Annotated in this window: 15 protein-coding genes; 2 read left to right on the forward strand and 13 right to left on the reverse strand. The window is 52.3% G+C overall.

The window, feature by feature from the left end:
• Positions 1-59: 59 nt before the first annotated feature.
• The 7 genes from PUT07_RS17990 to PUT07_RS18020 form a co-directional block, all read right to left on the reverse strand.
• A complete protein-coding gene (locus tag PUT07_RS17990; protein WP_274469714.1) occupies positions 60-887 on the reverse strand; it encodes a carbohydrate ABC transporter permease in 828 nt (275 codons plus the stop codon).
• Between the two features lie 29 nt (positions 888-916).
• On the reverse strand, positions 917-1,789 hold the full coding sequence (locus PUT07_RS17995) for a carbohydrate ABC transporter permease (RefSeq protein ID WP_274469715.1): 873 nt from the start codon (positions 1,787-1,789) through the stop codon (positions 917-919).
• A 129-nt stretch (positions 1,790-1,918) separates the two neighbouring features.
• The gene (locus PUT07_RS18000; RefSeq protein ID WP_274469717.1) at positions 1,919-3,052 is read right to left on the reverse strand and encodes a Gfo/Idh/MocA family protein; all 1,134 of its coding nucleotides are present in this window, start codon (positions 3,050-3,052) and stop codon (positions 1,919-1,921) included.
• 20 nt (positions 3,053-3,072) lie between these two features.
• Entirely contained in the window at positions 3,073-3,873 is an 801-nt protein-coding gene (locus PUT07_RS18005) for a sugar phosphate isomerase/epimerase family protein (protein WP_274469719.1), read from the reverse strand.
• A gap of 50 nt (positions 3,874-3,923) precedes the next feature.
• On the reverse strand, positions 3,924-5,258 hold the full coding sequence (locus PUT07_RS18010; protein WP_274469720.1) for an extracellular solute-binding protein: 1,335 nt from the start codon (positions 5,256-5,258) through the stop codon (positions 3,924-3,926).
• 158 nt (positions 5,259-5,416) lie between these two features.
• Positions 5,417-6,430, reverse strand: coding sequence for a glycosidase (locus tag PUT07_RS18015; RefSeq protein WP_274469721.1), 1,014 nt, complete (start codon positions 6,428-6,430; stop codon positions 5,417-5,419).
• A gap of 557 nt (positions 6,431-6,987) precedes the next feature.
• On the reverse strand, positions 6,988-7,479 hold the full coding sequence (locus tag PUT07_RS18020; protein WP_274469722.1) for a CBO0543 family protein: 492 nt from the start codon (positions 7,477-7,479) through the stop codon (positions 6,988-6,990).
• Between the two features lie 91 nt (positions 7,480-7,570).
• Between PUT07_RS18020 and PUT07_RS18025 the strand changes: the two genes are divergently transcribed.
• Positions 7,571-8,416 carry a hypothetical protein gene (locus PUT07_RS18025; protein WP_274469724.1) on the forward strand — a complete coding sequence of 282 codons (846 nt, stop codon included), beginning with the start codon at positions 7,571-7,573 and terminating at the stop codon, positions 8,414-8,416.
• Between the two features lie 42 nt (positions 8,417-8,458).
• On the opposite strand, the gene PUT07_RS18030 is transcribed toward PUT07_RS18025, so the two are convergent.
• Positions 8,459-8,914: a GNAT family N-acetyltransferase gene (locus PUT07_RS18030; protein WP_274470871.1), complete on the reverse strand. Its 456-nt coding sequence runs from the start codon at positions 8,912-8,914 to the stop codon at positions 8,459-8,461.
• A gap of 260 nt (positions 8,915-9,174) precedes the next feature.
• On the opposite strand from PUT07_RS18030, the gene PUT07_RS18035 reads away from it, so the two are divergent.
• Positions 9,175-9,801, forward strand: a complete 627-nt coding sequence (locus PUT07_RS18035; protein WP_274469725.1) for a nitroreductase family protein — start codon at positions 9,175-9,177, stop codon at positions 9,799-9,801.
• A gap of 123 nt (positions 9,802-9,924) precedes the next feature.
• On the opposite strand, the gene PUT07_RS18040 is transcribed toward PUT07_RS18035, so the two are convergent.
• From PUT07_RS18040 to PUT07_RS18060, 5 genes are all read right to left on the reverse strand, one after another.
• Entirely contained in the window at positions 9,925-10,905 is a 981-nt protein-coding gene (locus PUT07_RS18040; protein WP_274469726.1) for an aldose 1-epimerase, read from the reverse strand.
• 1 nt (position 10,906) lies between these two features.
• Positions 10,907-11,938, reverse strand: a complete 1,032-nt coding sequence (locus PUT07_RS18045; protein ID WP_274469727.1) for a LacI family DNA-binding transcriptional regulator — start codon at positions 11,936-11,938, stop codon at positions 10,907-10,909.
• Between the two features lie 91 nt (positions 11,939-12,029).
• Complete coding sequence (locus tag PUT07_RS18050) at positions 12,030-12,344, reverse strand: MocE family 2Fe-2S type ferredoxin (RefSeq protein WP_274469728.1); 315 nt, start codon at positions 12,342-12,344, stop codon at positions 12,030-12,032.
• Positions 12,341-13,438: a fatty acid desaturase family protein gene (locus tag PUT07_RS18055; RefSeq protein WP_274469729.1), complete on the reverse strand. Its 1,098-nt coding sequence runs from the start codon at positions 13,436-13,438 to the stop codon at positions 12,341-12,343. The genes PUT07_RS18050 and PUT07_RS18055 overlap by 4 nt, the downstream gene beginning before the upstream one ends.
• Before the next feature lie 849 nt (positions 13,439-14,287).
• Complete coding sequence (locus PUT07_RS18060; protein WP_274469731.1) at positions 14,288-15,121, reverse strand: nucleotidyltransferase domain-containing protein; 834 nt, start codon at positions 15,119-15,121, stop codon at positions 14,288-14,290.
• Positions 15,122-15,176 lie beyond the last annotated feature (55 nt).

Consider the following 15,176-nt stretch of genomic DNA (forward strand, 5'->3'; position numbering starts at 1 on the left):
TCATTTTACTACAAAACGGAGACAAGCTGCCGAGAAGGTTATGGAAAGCCGAGCCGCCGCTATCCTTTCACGGCTCCAGCCGTCATCCCTTGCACCAGCTGTTTCTCCATCGCCAGGTAAAAGCCGACGAGCGGGATCAATGCCATCGATAATGCGGCCATTTGCAGCGTCTGGAACCTCGTTTCCGTGCCGGCGAAGTTCGCCAGACCGAGCGGCAGCGTCTTCAGCGCCGCTTTATTGATCAGCACAAGCGCGAACAGGAACTCATTCCAGTTGTAAATGAAGTTGATGATGATGACGGTCGCCAGCGCCGGGCGCGTCATCGGCAGAATGATGGACCAGAAGATCCGGTACAGCCCGGCACCGTCCATGACCGCGGATTCCTCGATGTCCTTGGGGAATGCCTGCATGAAGCCGACGAGAATGAAGATCGTAATGGAGAGATGGAAGGCCGTATAGGGAAGCACCAAAGAAAGATGCGAGTTCAACAGGCCGATTTTTTTCATAATGATGAAGATAGGGACAAGCGTAGCATGAATCGGAATCGTCATACCGATGATGAACAGCCCGTAGACCCAGCCGCGCAAGCGAAAATGGAACCGGGATAAAAAGTAAGAGGTCAACGCTCCGAGCAGCACGGTCAACAAGATGGCGCCCGCTGTCACGATGACGCTGTTCCAGAAATAGGTGCCCAGATGAGCGACTTTCCAGGCATTCGCGTAGTTGCTGAAATTCCAGATCTTGGGCAAACCGATCGGATTCGTGGCATACTCTTCCTCAGACTTGAATGAGCTGACAACCATCCAGACGATCGGAATGATATTCAATGCGCCTAACAGCGCTAGTACAAGATGAATCAACGTTTTTTTCTGCAGAGATGTTTGCATGGCTCCTCCTTCCCCGGCGAGACAACCGGTCAGCCGTTTCTTCGTGTAATGAGTTTGGCTGCGTATATGGCTATGAGGCTGAAGAGCAGAATCAAGATCGAGACGGCGCTGCCAAGCCCGAAATCACTATTATTGAACGCTTGGGTGTACATGTAGATGGTCATAACTTCCGTATTATGGGCAGGTCCGCCGGCTGTCATGACATAGATCAGATCGAAAACGCGGAAGCTGTTGCTGATCGAGAAGATGAGCGTCACCCAGATCGTCTCTTTCAGCATCGGAAGCGTAACGAACCAGAAGCGCTTCCAGCCTGTCGCCCCGTCCATGACGGCGGCCTCCCGCACTTCCTCCGGAATGTTCTGTAAACCCGCCAAGAAAATAACCATATAGAATCCGTAATTTTGCCATAAGTACGTAATGCTGACGGACAGCATCCCCCAACGCGGGCTGCCCAGCCAATTCTGTTTCCAGCTGTCCAACCCGAACAAGCCGAGCGCATTGTTCAGCAAGCCCGATTCGGTGCCGTACACCATATTCCAGATCAGCGATACGATAACCGCCGAGATGATAACCGGCAGGAACAGGATGGAACGGTAAACCTTAAGCCCCCGGAGCGACCGGTTTAACAGCAAGGCAAAGAACAAGCCCGCAGGCAGCTGTCCCAGAATGCCGCTGAACATCATGAACAGGTTGTTCGATACGCCTTTCCAGAAAATGTTATCCTTCAAGACGGATATATAGTTATCCAAACCGACGAAGGACATGTCGGACAATCCGTTCCAGTTGAAAAATGAATAGTAGAACGACATGACGACGGGAAGCATCGCTATCCCGATGTAGATGGCCAATGCCGGCAGCATGCCCAGTGCGATCGTCCACCCCATTCGCTTCGTTACATTCATCGTTGGCCCTCCTTCTCTCTAGATGTTTAATTGCTATCGTGAAGCCGCGTTACGCGCCCGGATGCCAAGAAAGACGGAACGCTAGGGCAAGCTCCGCCTTTCTGGCAGCGATATCCGCTCACCCGCAGCTTACAGTGGAACCGACAGGGAGCGCGATGCCGCTATAATTTCCGATGCCGTCGTTTCGCGTCCGAGCGTATCGGACAAATACAAGCCCTCGCTGATCAGCATCGTCGCAAGCGCGATATCCGCCGTCGGCAGCAGTTCGACGCGCCCTTGGAGGGCGGCGATCCAGTGCCGCTGCGACGAATCGTACGCATCCTCGTGCTCTCTCATGCGATGCCAACGGATATCCATCCGGTTCAGATCGATCTTGCTGTCCAAATCCATATCGGCCACCGTCGTATGAAAGCTGAAATCCGAGGTCATCTCGCCCGAATGATACGCGGGTAGCCGAATGCCGCCTTTGGAGCCGATGATGCTGCTTCCTTCGACGCCTCCCAGATGAACGGCCCACGCTTCAAAGATGTCCAGTGTCAGCCCTCCGCGGAAGGTAACGAACCCGAGCGCCAGTTCTTCGACATCGAAGCCGCTCTGCTCCCGTCTCTGCGGATCCATGTCCATCTCTTGAATCAGCTTGCCGGTCACTCGCTCAACCTCGGTTTCTCCGAGCAAATAGAGCATCTGGGCGATATGATAGACACCCATATCCAGCAGCGCCCCGCCTCCCGCACTTGCTTTCCGCGTGAAATTCGCGGTGCCGAATCCGTCGACGTACGGCCTGCCCCGGCGACGGAAGCCGTTCGAACGGGCGTGGAACAATTTGCCCAGCTTGCCGTCCTCAATCAGCGCCTTGGCCGCTTTCGTTTCTTTCTTGTACAGCGTGCTAAGCTGGATATGCAGCTTCCTGCCGCAAGCTTGAGCCGCGTCGATCATGCTCTTGCCGTCATAGTAAGAACCGGCAATGGGCTTCTCGCAATACACATGCTTGCCTGCCTGCAAGGCGGCAATCGTCAACGGCGCGTGAAAGTTGTTATGCAAGCAGACATCCACCGCGTCGATATCGTCCCGCGCAAGCAGCTCTTTATAGTCGGTGTATACATGGGGAACTCCGAATTTCTCCGCAGCCCGCCGTGCTTCCCCTTCATTGATATCGCACACGGCGACAACCTCGGCTCCTTCGATTTGGGCGTATTGCTCCAAATGCGATTTCCCGATAATGCCTGTGCCGATTATTCCAATTCTGATTGTGGCATATTCCATGTCGTACGCCTCCAGGTAGCTTATCCTTGGCTCCGGCAAGCCGAAGCCAGGATTCGTTTCATTGCAGCCAGCGCCCACTCGATCTCGGTATACGGATCGGAAGCCGCGTTATACTCAATCGCCCAACACCCTTTATAGCCCATCTCGAGCAGCTTGGAGACGGTAAGCTCCGTTGTGTCGGAGAGAACCGTACGCTTGTCCATGTGGGTATGAGTCACCCACGGGGCTACGAGAAGGTCTCCTTGCTCGCTGCCTTCGATCCAGCGGTTCAAATGCAGCAGAACGCCATACCCCGGATGGTCGACCGCTTCAGCGAGCTGCTTCATCCATACCGGATCGAGCGAAATACCCGTATGATTCTCCGGCCCCACCGTAAATCCGTAATCCGCAGCGATCTGCGCATATTCCCGGTACCGGCGCACCGTATAATCGAATTGCTCTTCCGTCACTTCGCCAGGCCCCCGGTTCGCATCAATGCGAACCGTATGAGCTCCGAGCAGTTTCGCCGCCCGCAAATGCGCCAGCGCATTCAAGTGCAGCAGATTGCGGACGTCCGGATCGGCGTCCCACAGATGAGCGCGGTCTACCGCCAGATTCGCAAGCGTTAACTGCCGCTCATCCAGATTACGCTTGATCTTCAGCAGCTCCTCGTCGTCGGGAAGCTGCCAAACCGGAACTTCGCGGTCAGCGAAGAAACCGTTCCAGAGATCAACCGTATCCAATCGGTACCGGTGTTTGACCGTCTCGAGATAGCCGTATATATTCATTTCTCCCTGACTTAACAGCTGATAGAAGGAGAATGCCCCGATGGATGCTTTCATCTCCGCCATCCTTTCTGCTTGGTACCTCCGCCATGAACCGAGGCAGGCCGTTATTTTTTCACTTTATCCATCGCATCTTGCATCTCTTTGGCAATTTGCTCCGGTGTCTTTTGTTTCATCGTAATGGCTTGCAATCCGTTCTCAATCGCATCCTTAACGGAAGCCGGCATCACGCTGTCAAAGACGAGCGCATCGCCCGATTTGGTGAGCTGCAGCATTTCTTTCAAATATTTGCTCGTATCTGCCGGCATATCTACCTTGGCCGGTACGACAATCCCTTTGCTCATCAAGCTCTGGTACAGCTCTGGAGCGTAGAAATATTTCAGGAATTTGATCGCCGCATCTTTCTTCGCGCCCTTCAATTCCTTGCTGAGGCCGATGCCGTATTGAATGACGCCGGCGCTTTTGCCTGCCGTGCCTTTGCCGCCTTCAACGGACGGGAACAGCGCAATGCCGATATTGTCGCCGCTTTCCGCATTGCTGACGCGGAATTTGGTATCAATCGTCGAGGAGGTGATCGTCATGGCCGCTTTCTTCTGCAGGAAATAATCCTGCACCTGCACTTCGTCCATCGTATTCAAGTCCGCATTGAAAGCGTCCAGCTTCGTCAACTCATCGAAGATGCCCAGCGCTTTCACATAGTCGGCATCGGTAAACTTGGCTTGACCCTGCTTCACCTTCGTCAAGAAATCCGTTCCCGCTACGCGGTCTTCGACGGCTGACATCACCGAGGATTGCAGCGGCCATCTGTTTTTGTTGCCGATACCTAACGGAGTAATGCCGGAAGCTTTAAGCTTTTTCACAAGATCAAGGAACTCCGTATAGGTTTTCGGGAATTCGTTGTAGCCGACTTTAGCCAGCATGTCCTTATGGTAATAAATGATATCGACGAACGTCATTTTTGTCGGAATCGCGTATTGCTTGCCGCCTACGTTATAACCGGCCAGCGCTTGCGGAGGCAAAATATCTTTCCATGTATCCATAATTTCATCGAGCGGCATCAGCACGTTGGCATCGATGTAAGGGTCCATGTCGACGCCGGGATATAGAATGAACATATCCGGCATGCTGTTCCCTGCAGCTTCCGTACGAAGCTTGGTCCGGTATTGGGCGGAAGGGATATCCTGCATTTCGATTTTGATCTCCGGATTTAATTGCTGAAACTTCTGGATGCGCTCTTTGTATAGTTGGTTGTCTACGTTAGGGGTTGACCAGTTTTCCTCAAAGCTCAGCGTCACTTGCTCCTTGGCGGCCGGGCTGTTCGAAGCCTTCGCTCCGCCTGCATCTTGCGCCGCCGGTTCCGTGCCGTTCCCGCACGCCGTCAGTGTCAACAAAGCCGCAGAGGCGGCAACGACCACCGATTTTCTAATTAATCCTTGAATCATACAATCCCCTCAATTCATGTTATTTTATTTTACATAGACTTCACAAGAAAATTATAGAACAGACCCGAAGGGGTGAATATCCCATTCAAATACGAAATTATCCGGATTTTTAATGTAATATTTTCGCACACAAATGTAAACTCCCCTGTATCCTTCCATTAGTTACCACGCAGCATATAATCGACCAAATCATCCACAGGTACTGTAGCCAATGCGATAGCGGTATCCGTCACACCATAATAAATGTAGAGGAGACCGTCTTTGACGACGTTGCCTGTCGGGAAAATGACATTCGGGATTTGGAAGCCGAATTTCTCATAATACGTTTCGGGTTCCATGATGAAATGATGGGTTCTGGCAATGATTTTCTCGGGATTCTCCAAATCGAGCAGCAGCGCGCCTACCCGGTATACCGTATCCTTATCGACGCCATGATACAGCGTGAGCCAGCCCCGGTCCGTGCGAACCGGCGGTGTAGACCCCCCGATCTTCTTGAACTCCCACTCCTCGTTCTCCGCTTTCGCGAGCAGCTTCGGTTCTTCCCAAGTCAACAAATCGTCCGAATACGTAATCCACATCGCCGCTTTCTCCGTACCGTAAGCCTCGCCGACGTACTCTTCCGGCCTGCGCAGCAGCACGTACTTCCCGTTAATTTTCTCAGGGAATAGAATGTTGTCGCGATCGTTGATGTCCAAAGGCGTTGTGTCGCACAAATACTCCCAATGGATCAAATCCTTCGACGTCAGGATGCCCGAACGCGTGAGCCAATGCTCGGGCTTCTCCCCCCAGCCGTCCGGGTACTTCGGTATGGAGCGCTCCGGTATCCCGGCTCCCGTCGGATAATAATTCATAGCGCAGGGACGAAGGGCGTAGTTCAAATAGAACGTATCGTCAATTTTGACGATGCGCGGATCCTGTACACTGCCATACGGGAAGCCGAGCATGTCGGGAGTCACGATAGGCTCCTCCACCACGTGGCGGAAGTGCACGCCATCTTCGCTTTCCAGCAATCCCAGGAAATTTTTGCATGGCGTCAGCGATTCCGCCGTTCGTTCGATCATATAAAACTTATCGTTATGGATAATGACCGCCGGATTAAAAACCGTAACTTTTCGCCAATCGTAGAGACCAGGCACAACAATCGGATTTTCTGGATGTCTGGTGATTTTCACTTGATTTCCTCCTAGAAGTCTGATGCATGTTAGAATGATCACGCTTACTTCAATGATCGCTTTCCAACAGATCCACGATGTTAGTATTAACTTCGCTTCATGTAACAAATTATATAAGCATTATTCCGGTTCTCATATCCCACGCATTTACGATAATATCCGAAAAAATATAAATAAGTTACGCGCAGACGGATGGAAAAGTCGATTTGGCGACGCATTTCCTCCATTTTTGAGATAATAATGAAATCGCTTCCAATTATCAGGAAGACATGCATGGCGGCAATGCGATGCCGGCCGAAAATATAAACGGCGGCGTCAGAATACGTTCTGGGCACCGCCGTTTCATCAAATTTGCCGCACACCTTGCGCATAATCGCTTGGGCATCCGCTAAAGTATCAGCTAGGCGGATTGTATTCTGCGGTACTTGTACGATTGTATTCGATTTTTCGAATACATTCTTCGCATTCTGCCGCACACGCACCGATTGTATTCGATTTTTCGCATACAAAGCTCGGTACAAGGCCGATCTCTCACAACAAAAAATCCCCCGACAACTTCATCCGACACGCATGTCCGTGAGGTCATTGGGGCTTCGGTCGAACAAGCCGTTTCGCACTAAAACTTTATAATAGACATACACCAGTACATAAGCGAGCGCATAACTCAGAAATGTCCACCCTATATTCCAATGATTGCCATACTCTACTTTGCCGTATTGTAAGGCCACCCACTCCAATCCCGTTGTAAGTAGACATAAACAGATGATTTTCAACCATACATGGCGATGGTTATGGCGTATCCAATAGATCATATACCCGGCGAAAACAGGATACAGGCCGATATCCAACGGAAGCGCAGAGAGCGTCTCATCATTTTCAATCAAGGGTGTAAAATCCCAAAATTCCAGATGATACCCCATATCATTGATCAATGCAGATATCGTGGCTGTAAATGGAAAAATGAGCAGAACGACAATCCGCGCTTTCTTATAGAGATAGATCCCGAAAATCCATGGGATGAAGAAACCGACGATTATATTAAATAACATAAAATCACCTCTCTCTATATTGACTATTATCCCCTCAATCTGGATAACCTATCCAAGTGACATTATTTTCCCAAAGAATAGGGAGTAGAACGTGAGCAGTCATTCCTATTGGTATTACGGTCTTAGCGCAGTAAGCTTGATTCTGCTTATCTACATATGCCGGAAAAGATCTATGGAACGAAGTCTTCTTTTGTTTCTCGCGATGGTGCAAATTACTTATTTCATTGAGACGGTCATCTATATTTTTCTGGACAGTTATGCATACACGCCTGAAATTATCCAGCACAGCACATACTTTGACAGCAATATAGGGGCTCTCGCATCCAATTTATTCATCGTTCCTGTCCTCGCTGTCCTGCTAGCCACTTTCCGCTTAGGCTGGGCATGGGTGCTGTTATTCGTCGGACTATTGTGCGGTACAGAGCTGTTATTTCTAAAGCTTCACATTTACTACCTGCATTGGTGGCGGGTATTTTACACGGCAATCGGACTGTTGATATTTTTGCCCAGCACAAAAAAGATATATCCACTCCTGCTGCGCCCTTTAGAGGGATGGCTGCATAGCTTGTTTTTGTTTCTTTGCACCGCTCCTATCCTCGGGACGCTTCATATTATGCCGATCATGTTTCTGATGAACCGTTCTTACTCGCTCGGCTGGTTTGACGATAAAGACCACGACACGACTGCTTTTTCATCGATCTACTACTTGGTCGCCACTTTCATCCTCATGATCTTTGTGAAAATGAAAATGAAGCTGTGGCTGAAGCTGCTGCTGCAGGCAATCTGCTTTATCATCATTACCGTCGTGCTGCACATGTCCGGAATCTTGGATATCCGTGCCAAGTGGGATCCTTGTTATTATGTACTGTTTCCGCCGGCCGTTTCTCTCATCGCCATGAACATTAGCAAACGGTTGTCGAACGGACCTAGCTCCTAACAAAAAAAGGCTGCCGGTTGCTTCTACCGGCGGCCTCCCTAATTATAATTCTTTGGTCATAAAAACACTGTTAGGATCTTCCTCATAATCGGCAAAAGGGCCGCATTCCTGGAACCCGAAGCTGGCGTACAGCTTAATGGCCGGCTGAAACTCCTCCATGGAGCCTGTCTCCAGGCTCAGACGCTGATACCCTCGGCGCTTGGCTTCTTCCATAATATGTTCGAGTACTCGCCGGGCTACGCCTTTACGCAAATGATTGGCAGCGGTTCGCATCGACTTCAATTCACCGTGCTCACGGTTCAGCTCCTTTAACGCTCCGCAGCCTACCAGCTCATCCTGCTCCCATGCGCTCCAGAAGGTGACGTCAGGCCGTTTCAATCCGTCCAGATTCAGCGCATGCATACTCTCCGGCGGGGATAGCGCCGACATGTTCTGCAGGTGTTCGTTAATGAGCGCAGCCACCTCCGGACCGCTAAGATCGTCCAATTTGATTGTCAAATTTGCCACTTTCCTATCTCTCCTTTTGCCCTGAATGTGTTCTGCCGAAAGGCGCTGCGTTCAGCGTACGCCCCGCTCTTGAAATATCATTATATATGTTCGTGATTCATAACCATAAATGCCATTTATAGATCATTCCGATCTAATTTCAAGAACGGTTGCATATACAAAAAAACAGATTGACATTCTTCAGGATTCGACATATGATTCTCCTATATTAAATATCTTAATTTAGAGATAATATAGGAGTGAGCACATTTATGAGCGATTTTATGTCTATTGTAAAAGAACGCCGATCGGCCAACGCCTTCATCCCGAATATCGAAATCCCGAACGAAGATTTAAATGACATTTTGAATACGGTCAAATTCGCTCCCTCCGCCTTTAATCTTCAACACGCACACTACATCATCGTAAAGGATCCGGCCGTCAAAGAGGAAGTATACCAAGCGGCCAGCAAACAATACAAAGTTCAATCCGCTTCCGCGGCCATTCTCGTGCTCGGCAATCTGAATGCCTATCAAGACGTCGCCAGATTAAACGAAGGATTTCTTCAGCTCGGCGTGCTTAGCAAACAGGAATATGACATGACGGTTGACAATGTTACAAGTTTCTATGAAGAACGCGGTGCCGCCTTCAAACGCGATGAAGCGATCCGCAATGCCAGTCTGTCCGCTCAGCTATTCATGCTGGCAGCCAAAGAAAAGGGCTGGGATACGTGCCCGATGATCGGGTTCGATCCGGACAAGATGCGTGAGGCGCTGAACATCCCTGACGACTATGTGCCTGTCCTGCTCATCGCGATCGGCAAGGAATTGACGGAGAAGCGCAGGCCACGGGGCTACCGTAAACCGGTCGGCGAATTCGTAAGCTTCGATCGTTTCTAAGGAGGCTGGGCGCGAGCTCGCCTTGCTACGAACAACTTCAAGCCAACAAGACCTTCTTCGCCCCGCCGGGATAAGGTATTGTTGGCTTGTTTGATTTCCTTCACCTAAGCTATCGCCTCGCTGCTAGACGAGCTCCACCCACAGCCCTGTCGACATCTGCACCTCTTCTCCAGGACTCAGACCCCTGGCACCCGTTAGCTCGTCTGGGTAATGCAAATTAAAAGCATCCGTTACACACGTGTAGGGTTCAATGGAAAAGGCATCCGCCCAGCCCGGTTTAAACAGCAGCACAACCGGAAAGCTGCGGTCCGGCTCATACGCAATCCGGTACCCGGCTTCCTTCATCTCCAAGCGGCATATGCGATCTTCTTCACTCAGTGTAAACATGAAGCAGCCTGCTTCCGGATAATCCGCCAGAGCAACGCCTCGGCGCCATTGTCCGCACAGCTCCGTCGCCGATGGCTCGCCTGTGACGAACGATAACGGCGTTATGGGCCACTGCTCTGCGGCTGGAACCACGAGCGTACACGGACCGCTCGACGCCGGGACGGCCAAATAAGGATGCAAGCCAAAAGCAAACGGCGCGCGTTTGCTTCCGTGATTGACCGCCGCAATATGCATATCCAGGCGTCCCTTATCCAGCGTGTACGTCACGGTGAAGCTGAGCTCATGACCATAATAAGCCAGAATGTCCGGATGATCCTTGAAATGAAAGGAGCAAGTCACATAAGCGCCATTCTCTTCAGCGGCGCCATAGCCGTCTACGATCCATGGCTTCCGCGACAAATCTCCGTGCAGATGGTAGTGCGGCGGTTCATTAATCGGCAGCACATACTCCGTGCCTTCGAAGGAAAACCGCCCGCCCTTCACCCGATTCGGCGGAAACAGGATCGGGATGCCGTACCACGTGCGGATGCCGCTGTTACCGATGAACGCCGTCATATCCGGGGGCGGCGTGATAACCGGCTTGCCCCTGCACGCATAGGCAATGAGGTTGTTTCCACATTCGGGTATTAGTGTGGCTTTGGCCTGACTATAGCCATCATGGAGTTCAATTGCGGTGTAATCACCGTAATCTCTGATCTCTACAGCGTATCCGCTCATGCTACGGGTTCCTTTCCAAACATTCGGGAATGATAATGCTCGTCTCCGTATATAAATACTCGCTTTCCGGCCGTTTGCCCGAGAAAATCAGATCATACATAATGCGCAGCGAAGTGTAGCCTTGCCTTAAGGGATTTTGCATAATGGTAAAATCAATCAGACCCTGCCGCAGCCACTGCTCGACCTCGGGCAGCAAATCGTTGCAAACCATCCGCAGCTTGCCGCCAAGACCCGCTCGCATGACGGCATCCAGACAACCGGCCACATCGCCGGTCGCCATGTAGATCCCGTCGAGATCCGTATGCCGGGCGAGCGCATCGCTCACTTGAGAGTGCGTATCTGCATAACGGTCGTACGATTGTATCAGCTGAACGATCTCCATCTCCGTGCCGCTCAGCACATCGCGAAATCCGTTCACCCTGGACCGGTGAGCCTGAAAGCTCATGCTGCTGGCCAGGACCAGCACACGGGCTTTGCCCCGCAGCATTCGGCGCATGAGTCCCGCTGCGATTTGACCGCTGCGGTACAAATCCTGCCCCACAAAGCAAACTCGTTTGGATTCTCCGACATCAGAGTTGAACGTAACGACGGGGATGCCTTGAGCTGCAGCATCGTTAATACGTGCCCGGATGAGCTCATCGTCCATTAAGGAAACCAGGATCCCGCTAACGCCTTCGCCGATCAGCTGTCCGATCGCTGCCGCGCCTTCTTCCGGCCGGCGGTTATCGACATACCGGTATTCCACAGCGATGCCAAAATCTTTCAGTTCCTCAGCGGCGGCCGTAATGCCGCTTCTAACCTCGCCGAAAAATGCAATCTCTTTCGGCGGCATGACCACCCCGAACTTGACGGGGTTTTTGTTCAGCGCTAATGCCTTGGCGGCCATATTGGGCACGTAGTTGAGCTCATGCGCAATAGCCATGATGCGTTCGCGAATTTGCGGTTTGACGCCAGGTCTTCCGTTCAGCACGCGATCCACGGTGCCTCGGGACACGCCGGCTTTCTCAGCGATTTGCCTGATCGTTACTGTCATCGTGTTCTCTCCATTCTTCATTGTGCGCGGGCACAATTTTCATTATGAAGGATGGCATGGAGGTTGACAAGCTACCGCTGCAGAATTGCCCTTAAATCTGGATAAACACTCTTTGTCCCTCGATTTTGACGGGATACGTCTGCAAATTCACGCAGACGGGCGCCCGCTTGGCGGCCCCTGTGGGGATATCGAATCTGCCGTTATGCTTCGGGCACTCAATCACGCTGCCGATCACCAGACCCTTGGACAGATGAACCTTCTCGTGCGTGCAAAATCCGTCGGATGCATAGAATTGTCCTTGCTCCGTACGGTAAATGGCAAATGTTCGATCGCCATGATCGAAGCGAATCACATCCTCCGTCTCAATGTCATCTGTTCCGCAAGCTTCTACCCATTCCATACTCATGATGTTTTCTCGCTCCTTATCTCGAGGTTATGCTCGATCCCGTACATATAGGGCCGCGCCGTACTTGGAAGCGGCTTTATGACCACATAGGACGGATCTTGCTTTTGCTTGATTAACGCATCGATTACTTCTTTCAACGCAGCCCACAGGCTTGTGCGCGCCGACGGGCAATCGCTTTTCATTTCCTCATGCAGCTTGGGAAGTGCGTGATACGGCACCATCGGGAACATGTGATGCTCCGTATGGTAATTCATATTCCAGTACAAGAAGCGGAACACCGGATTCATGTACACGGTACGCGTGTTCAAACGGTGGTCCAGTACATCCTCATAGAGGCCCAGATGCTGGCACATGCCGAACAGCAAGACGACAATATTGCCGTAGAAAGAGGGCAGGAAAATGAACATCGCAGGCAGGATGCTGCCCGCATACAAGCAAGCCGCAAGTACCGCGGCAAGGATCAGCATGTACACGCGCGCTTCCCGGAACACCTTCCGGTACTCGGATGGCGCAATGTACACCTTCTCGTGCTCTTCGAGCCGGCCGAACGTGTGAAGCACGAATCTTTTGACTTCAATCGGCCCGCCGTATAGGTGAAAAATTTGCAGCATAATAATCCGCCAGATCGGAGGCCTTTCCGTCAAAATTTCAGGGTCGCGCCCAACGATGATCGTATCGGTATGATGCCTTGCATGGCTCCATCGCCATGGAGTAGCCGATCGCAGGACCATGAAGGAAGCGATCTGATACACCGCCTCGTTCATCCATGGGGTCTTGAAGGCTGTGCCGTGTCCGCATTCGTGCCATCTGGAATCCCCGGGCGTGGCGTAGAAAATGCCGTACAGCAGAAACGCCGGCACCGCCCACCAGGTTCCCCATGATAGATAAGCCAAATACCCGAATACCGCCAGCGCGCCGAACCACACGATCGTATCGCGGATCGCGGGGCCGTCTTTGCGCTTCATCAGCTCCTTCATCTTGGCCCGTGGAATCGGGCTTGCATACCACTCCGCCGAAGCAAGACCGCGCTCTTGCGCGCGTTGGTTTTCCGGACCGGTCAAGCTGTAGTCCCGCTTTTGAACAACAATTGCCACTTGCTATCCCTCCTTTTACAGCTCCTTATCAGTTTATGTGCCCGGGCACAGTTTAGAATAAAAAAAATGCCCCCGTCGATAAGCTTCAACCCTGGGCCTTTCCCACGCTAACGGACACAGGTGCCCTTATTCAAGGAACATAGGCTCCTCTGTTATTGTAACGGACACCAGTTACCGTCAGAATTAGCCCGCAGATCGTGCAAATAAGGTCCGCTGTGTCCGTTACAATCAAGACACAATTCTTCTTGGGAATATAACGGCCGCTCTGTCCGTTAGATATGCAGGCCAAGCGCTGAGGGAGTGGAGAGGCGATCCTTCACTCGGATCACCCGTAACTGGAATTTCTCCTGTTAAAAAATCGAAATTCACCTCACGCTGCAGTCATAACTGGAATTTCTCCCGCTAATTCCGCCAAAAGTGCCGCAAAAGCTCAACTAGTGCTGATTTTAACTGGAGAGTTTCCAGTTATTCTTTCTGTAGAAGAGTTAGGTGGTAGAATAACGGGAGTTTTTCCATGTATCACCCGGCGCGTTTGAAACGACCAGCATATTGCGCGGTGGGGTGGGGCTAAGACGGTGGGAGGGTTAAGCTTCGGAGCTGCGAAAACTCCTGTATGGCACGCCCAGGTTCAGGGCTTCAGGTTGCTCGGACTCCGTTTTACAGACCAACCGCACCATTCCGTGCCCGGGCACAGTTTTTATTATAGACTGATTCACGTAGCGTAGCAAGATGCAAATACGAGACGTGGATCAGCGCATTCCCTCCATTTGTCCGCCAACACCTGCATGACAGGCAGCGAACGATAATGGTGAGAATGCGCTGATGGCGCCACCCGCCGCCACGTGCGGCTTAATGGACAAGCTCCCTCGTTTCACCGGCGAGCTCCGCGAACAGCTTGATCGTCTTCGCCAGCTCGGCACGATCCCCGGCTAGACCGGCGAAGCCCGCCTGAACCCGCCGCTCGAAATCCGCAGGCGCCGCCGCCATTCGGCCGCAGCGGGCCACAGCCCCTTTCTCGTTCAGCAGGTACTCGCCGTTCCAAGCGAACAGCACCTGCACCAGACAGCTGACGGCTCGAAACAGATGCCCGGCTGCATAAGACACATCCAGCCGGCTCTCCGCTTTCTTGGCATTCGCCAATGAGAAATCGGCTTCCCATAGAAACTTGGCGATGGTCGCATGGCGCAGCGCATCCGGATAAACGGCGGTCTTCGCCTTCAGCTCGGCGACCACGCCCTGCGGGTCCCAGAGCGGACGGCATCCCGCCGCCTCGCCCATATAAATCGACGTGCAGAAGCCGTGCGGATGACCCGGCTGATAATGGATGTCGATTCGCCCCTGCAGGCAGTCGTCCACGACGCCGGCGACCTGAACCGCGTCGCGATACAGGATGTCGACGGCGAACCCGCCGACGGTCAGCCAACCGCCGCCGTTAATCCATGGCCCCCATCCGCCGATCGGCGTGATGAGGTCCGTGCGGCGCTGATCGTCGAGCGCAGCAGCTGCTTGTTCCAGCGCTGCCGTATCGATCGGGCGCTCAGGCCGGTAATAGACGCCAATGTCGATATCCGACTCCGGCGTTTCCGTCCCGCACGCCCGCGAGCCGCCGAGTACGATGGCGGCAATGCCTTCCACCCCGCGCAGCTTCTCCACAGCCTTTTGAATCACATCGCTCGCTTCCATTTGTCATCCCTCCATAGGAAAACCGAACCGGCACCCACCCAGCTGCCGGTCCGGC

Source organism: Paenibacillus sp. MAHUQ-63, assembly GCF_028765165.1.
GTDB lineage: Bacteria > Bacillota > Bacilli > Paenibacillales > NBRC-103111 > Paenibacillus_E.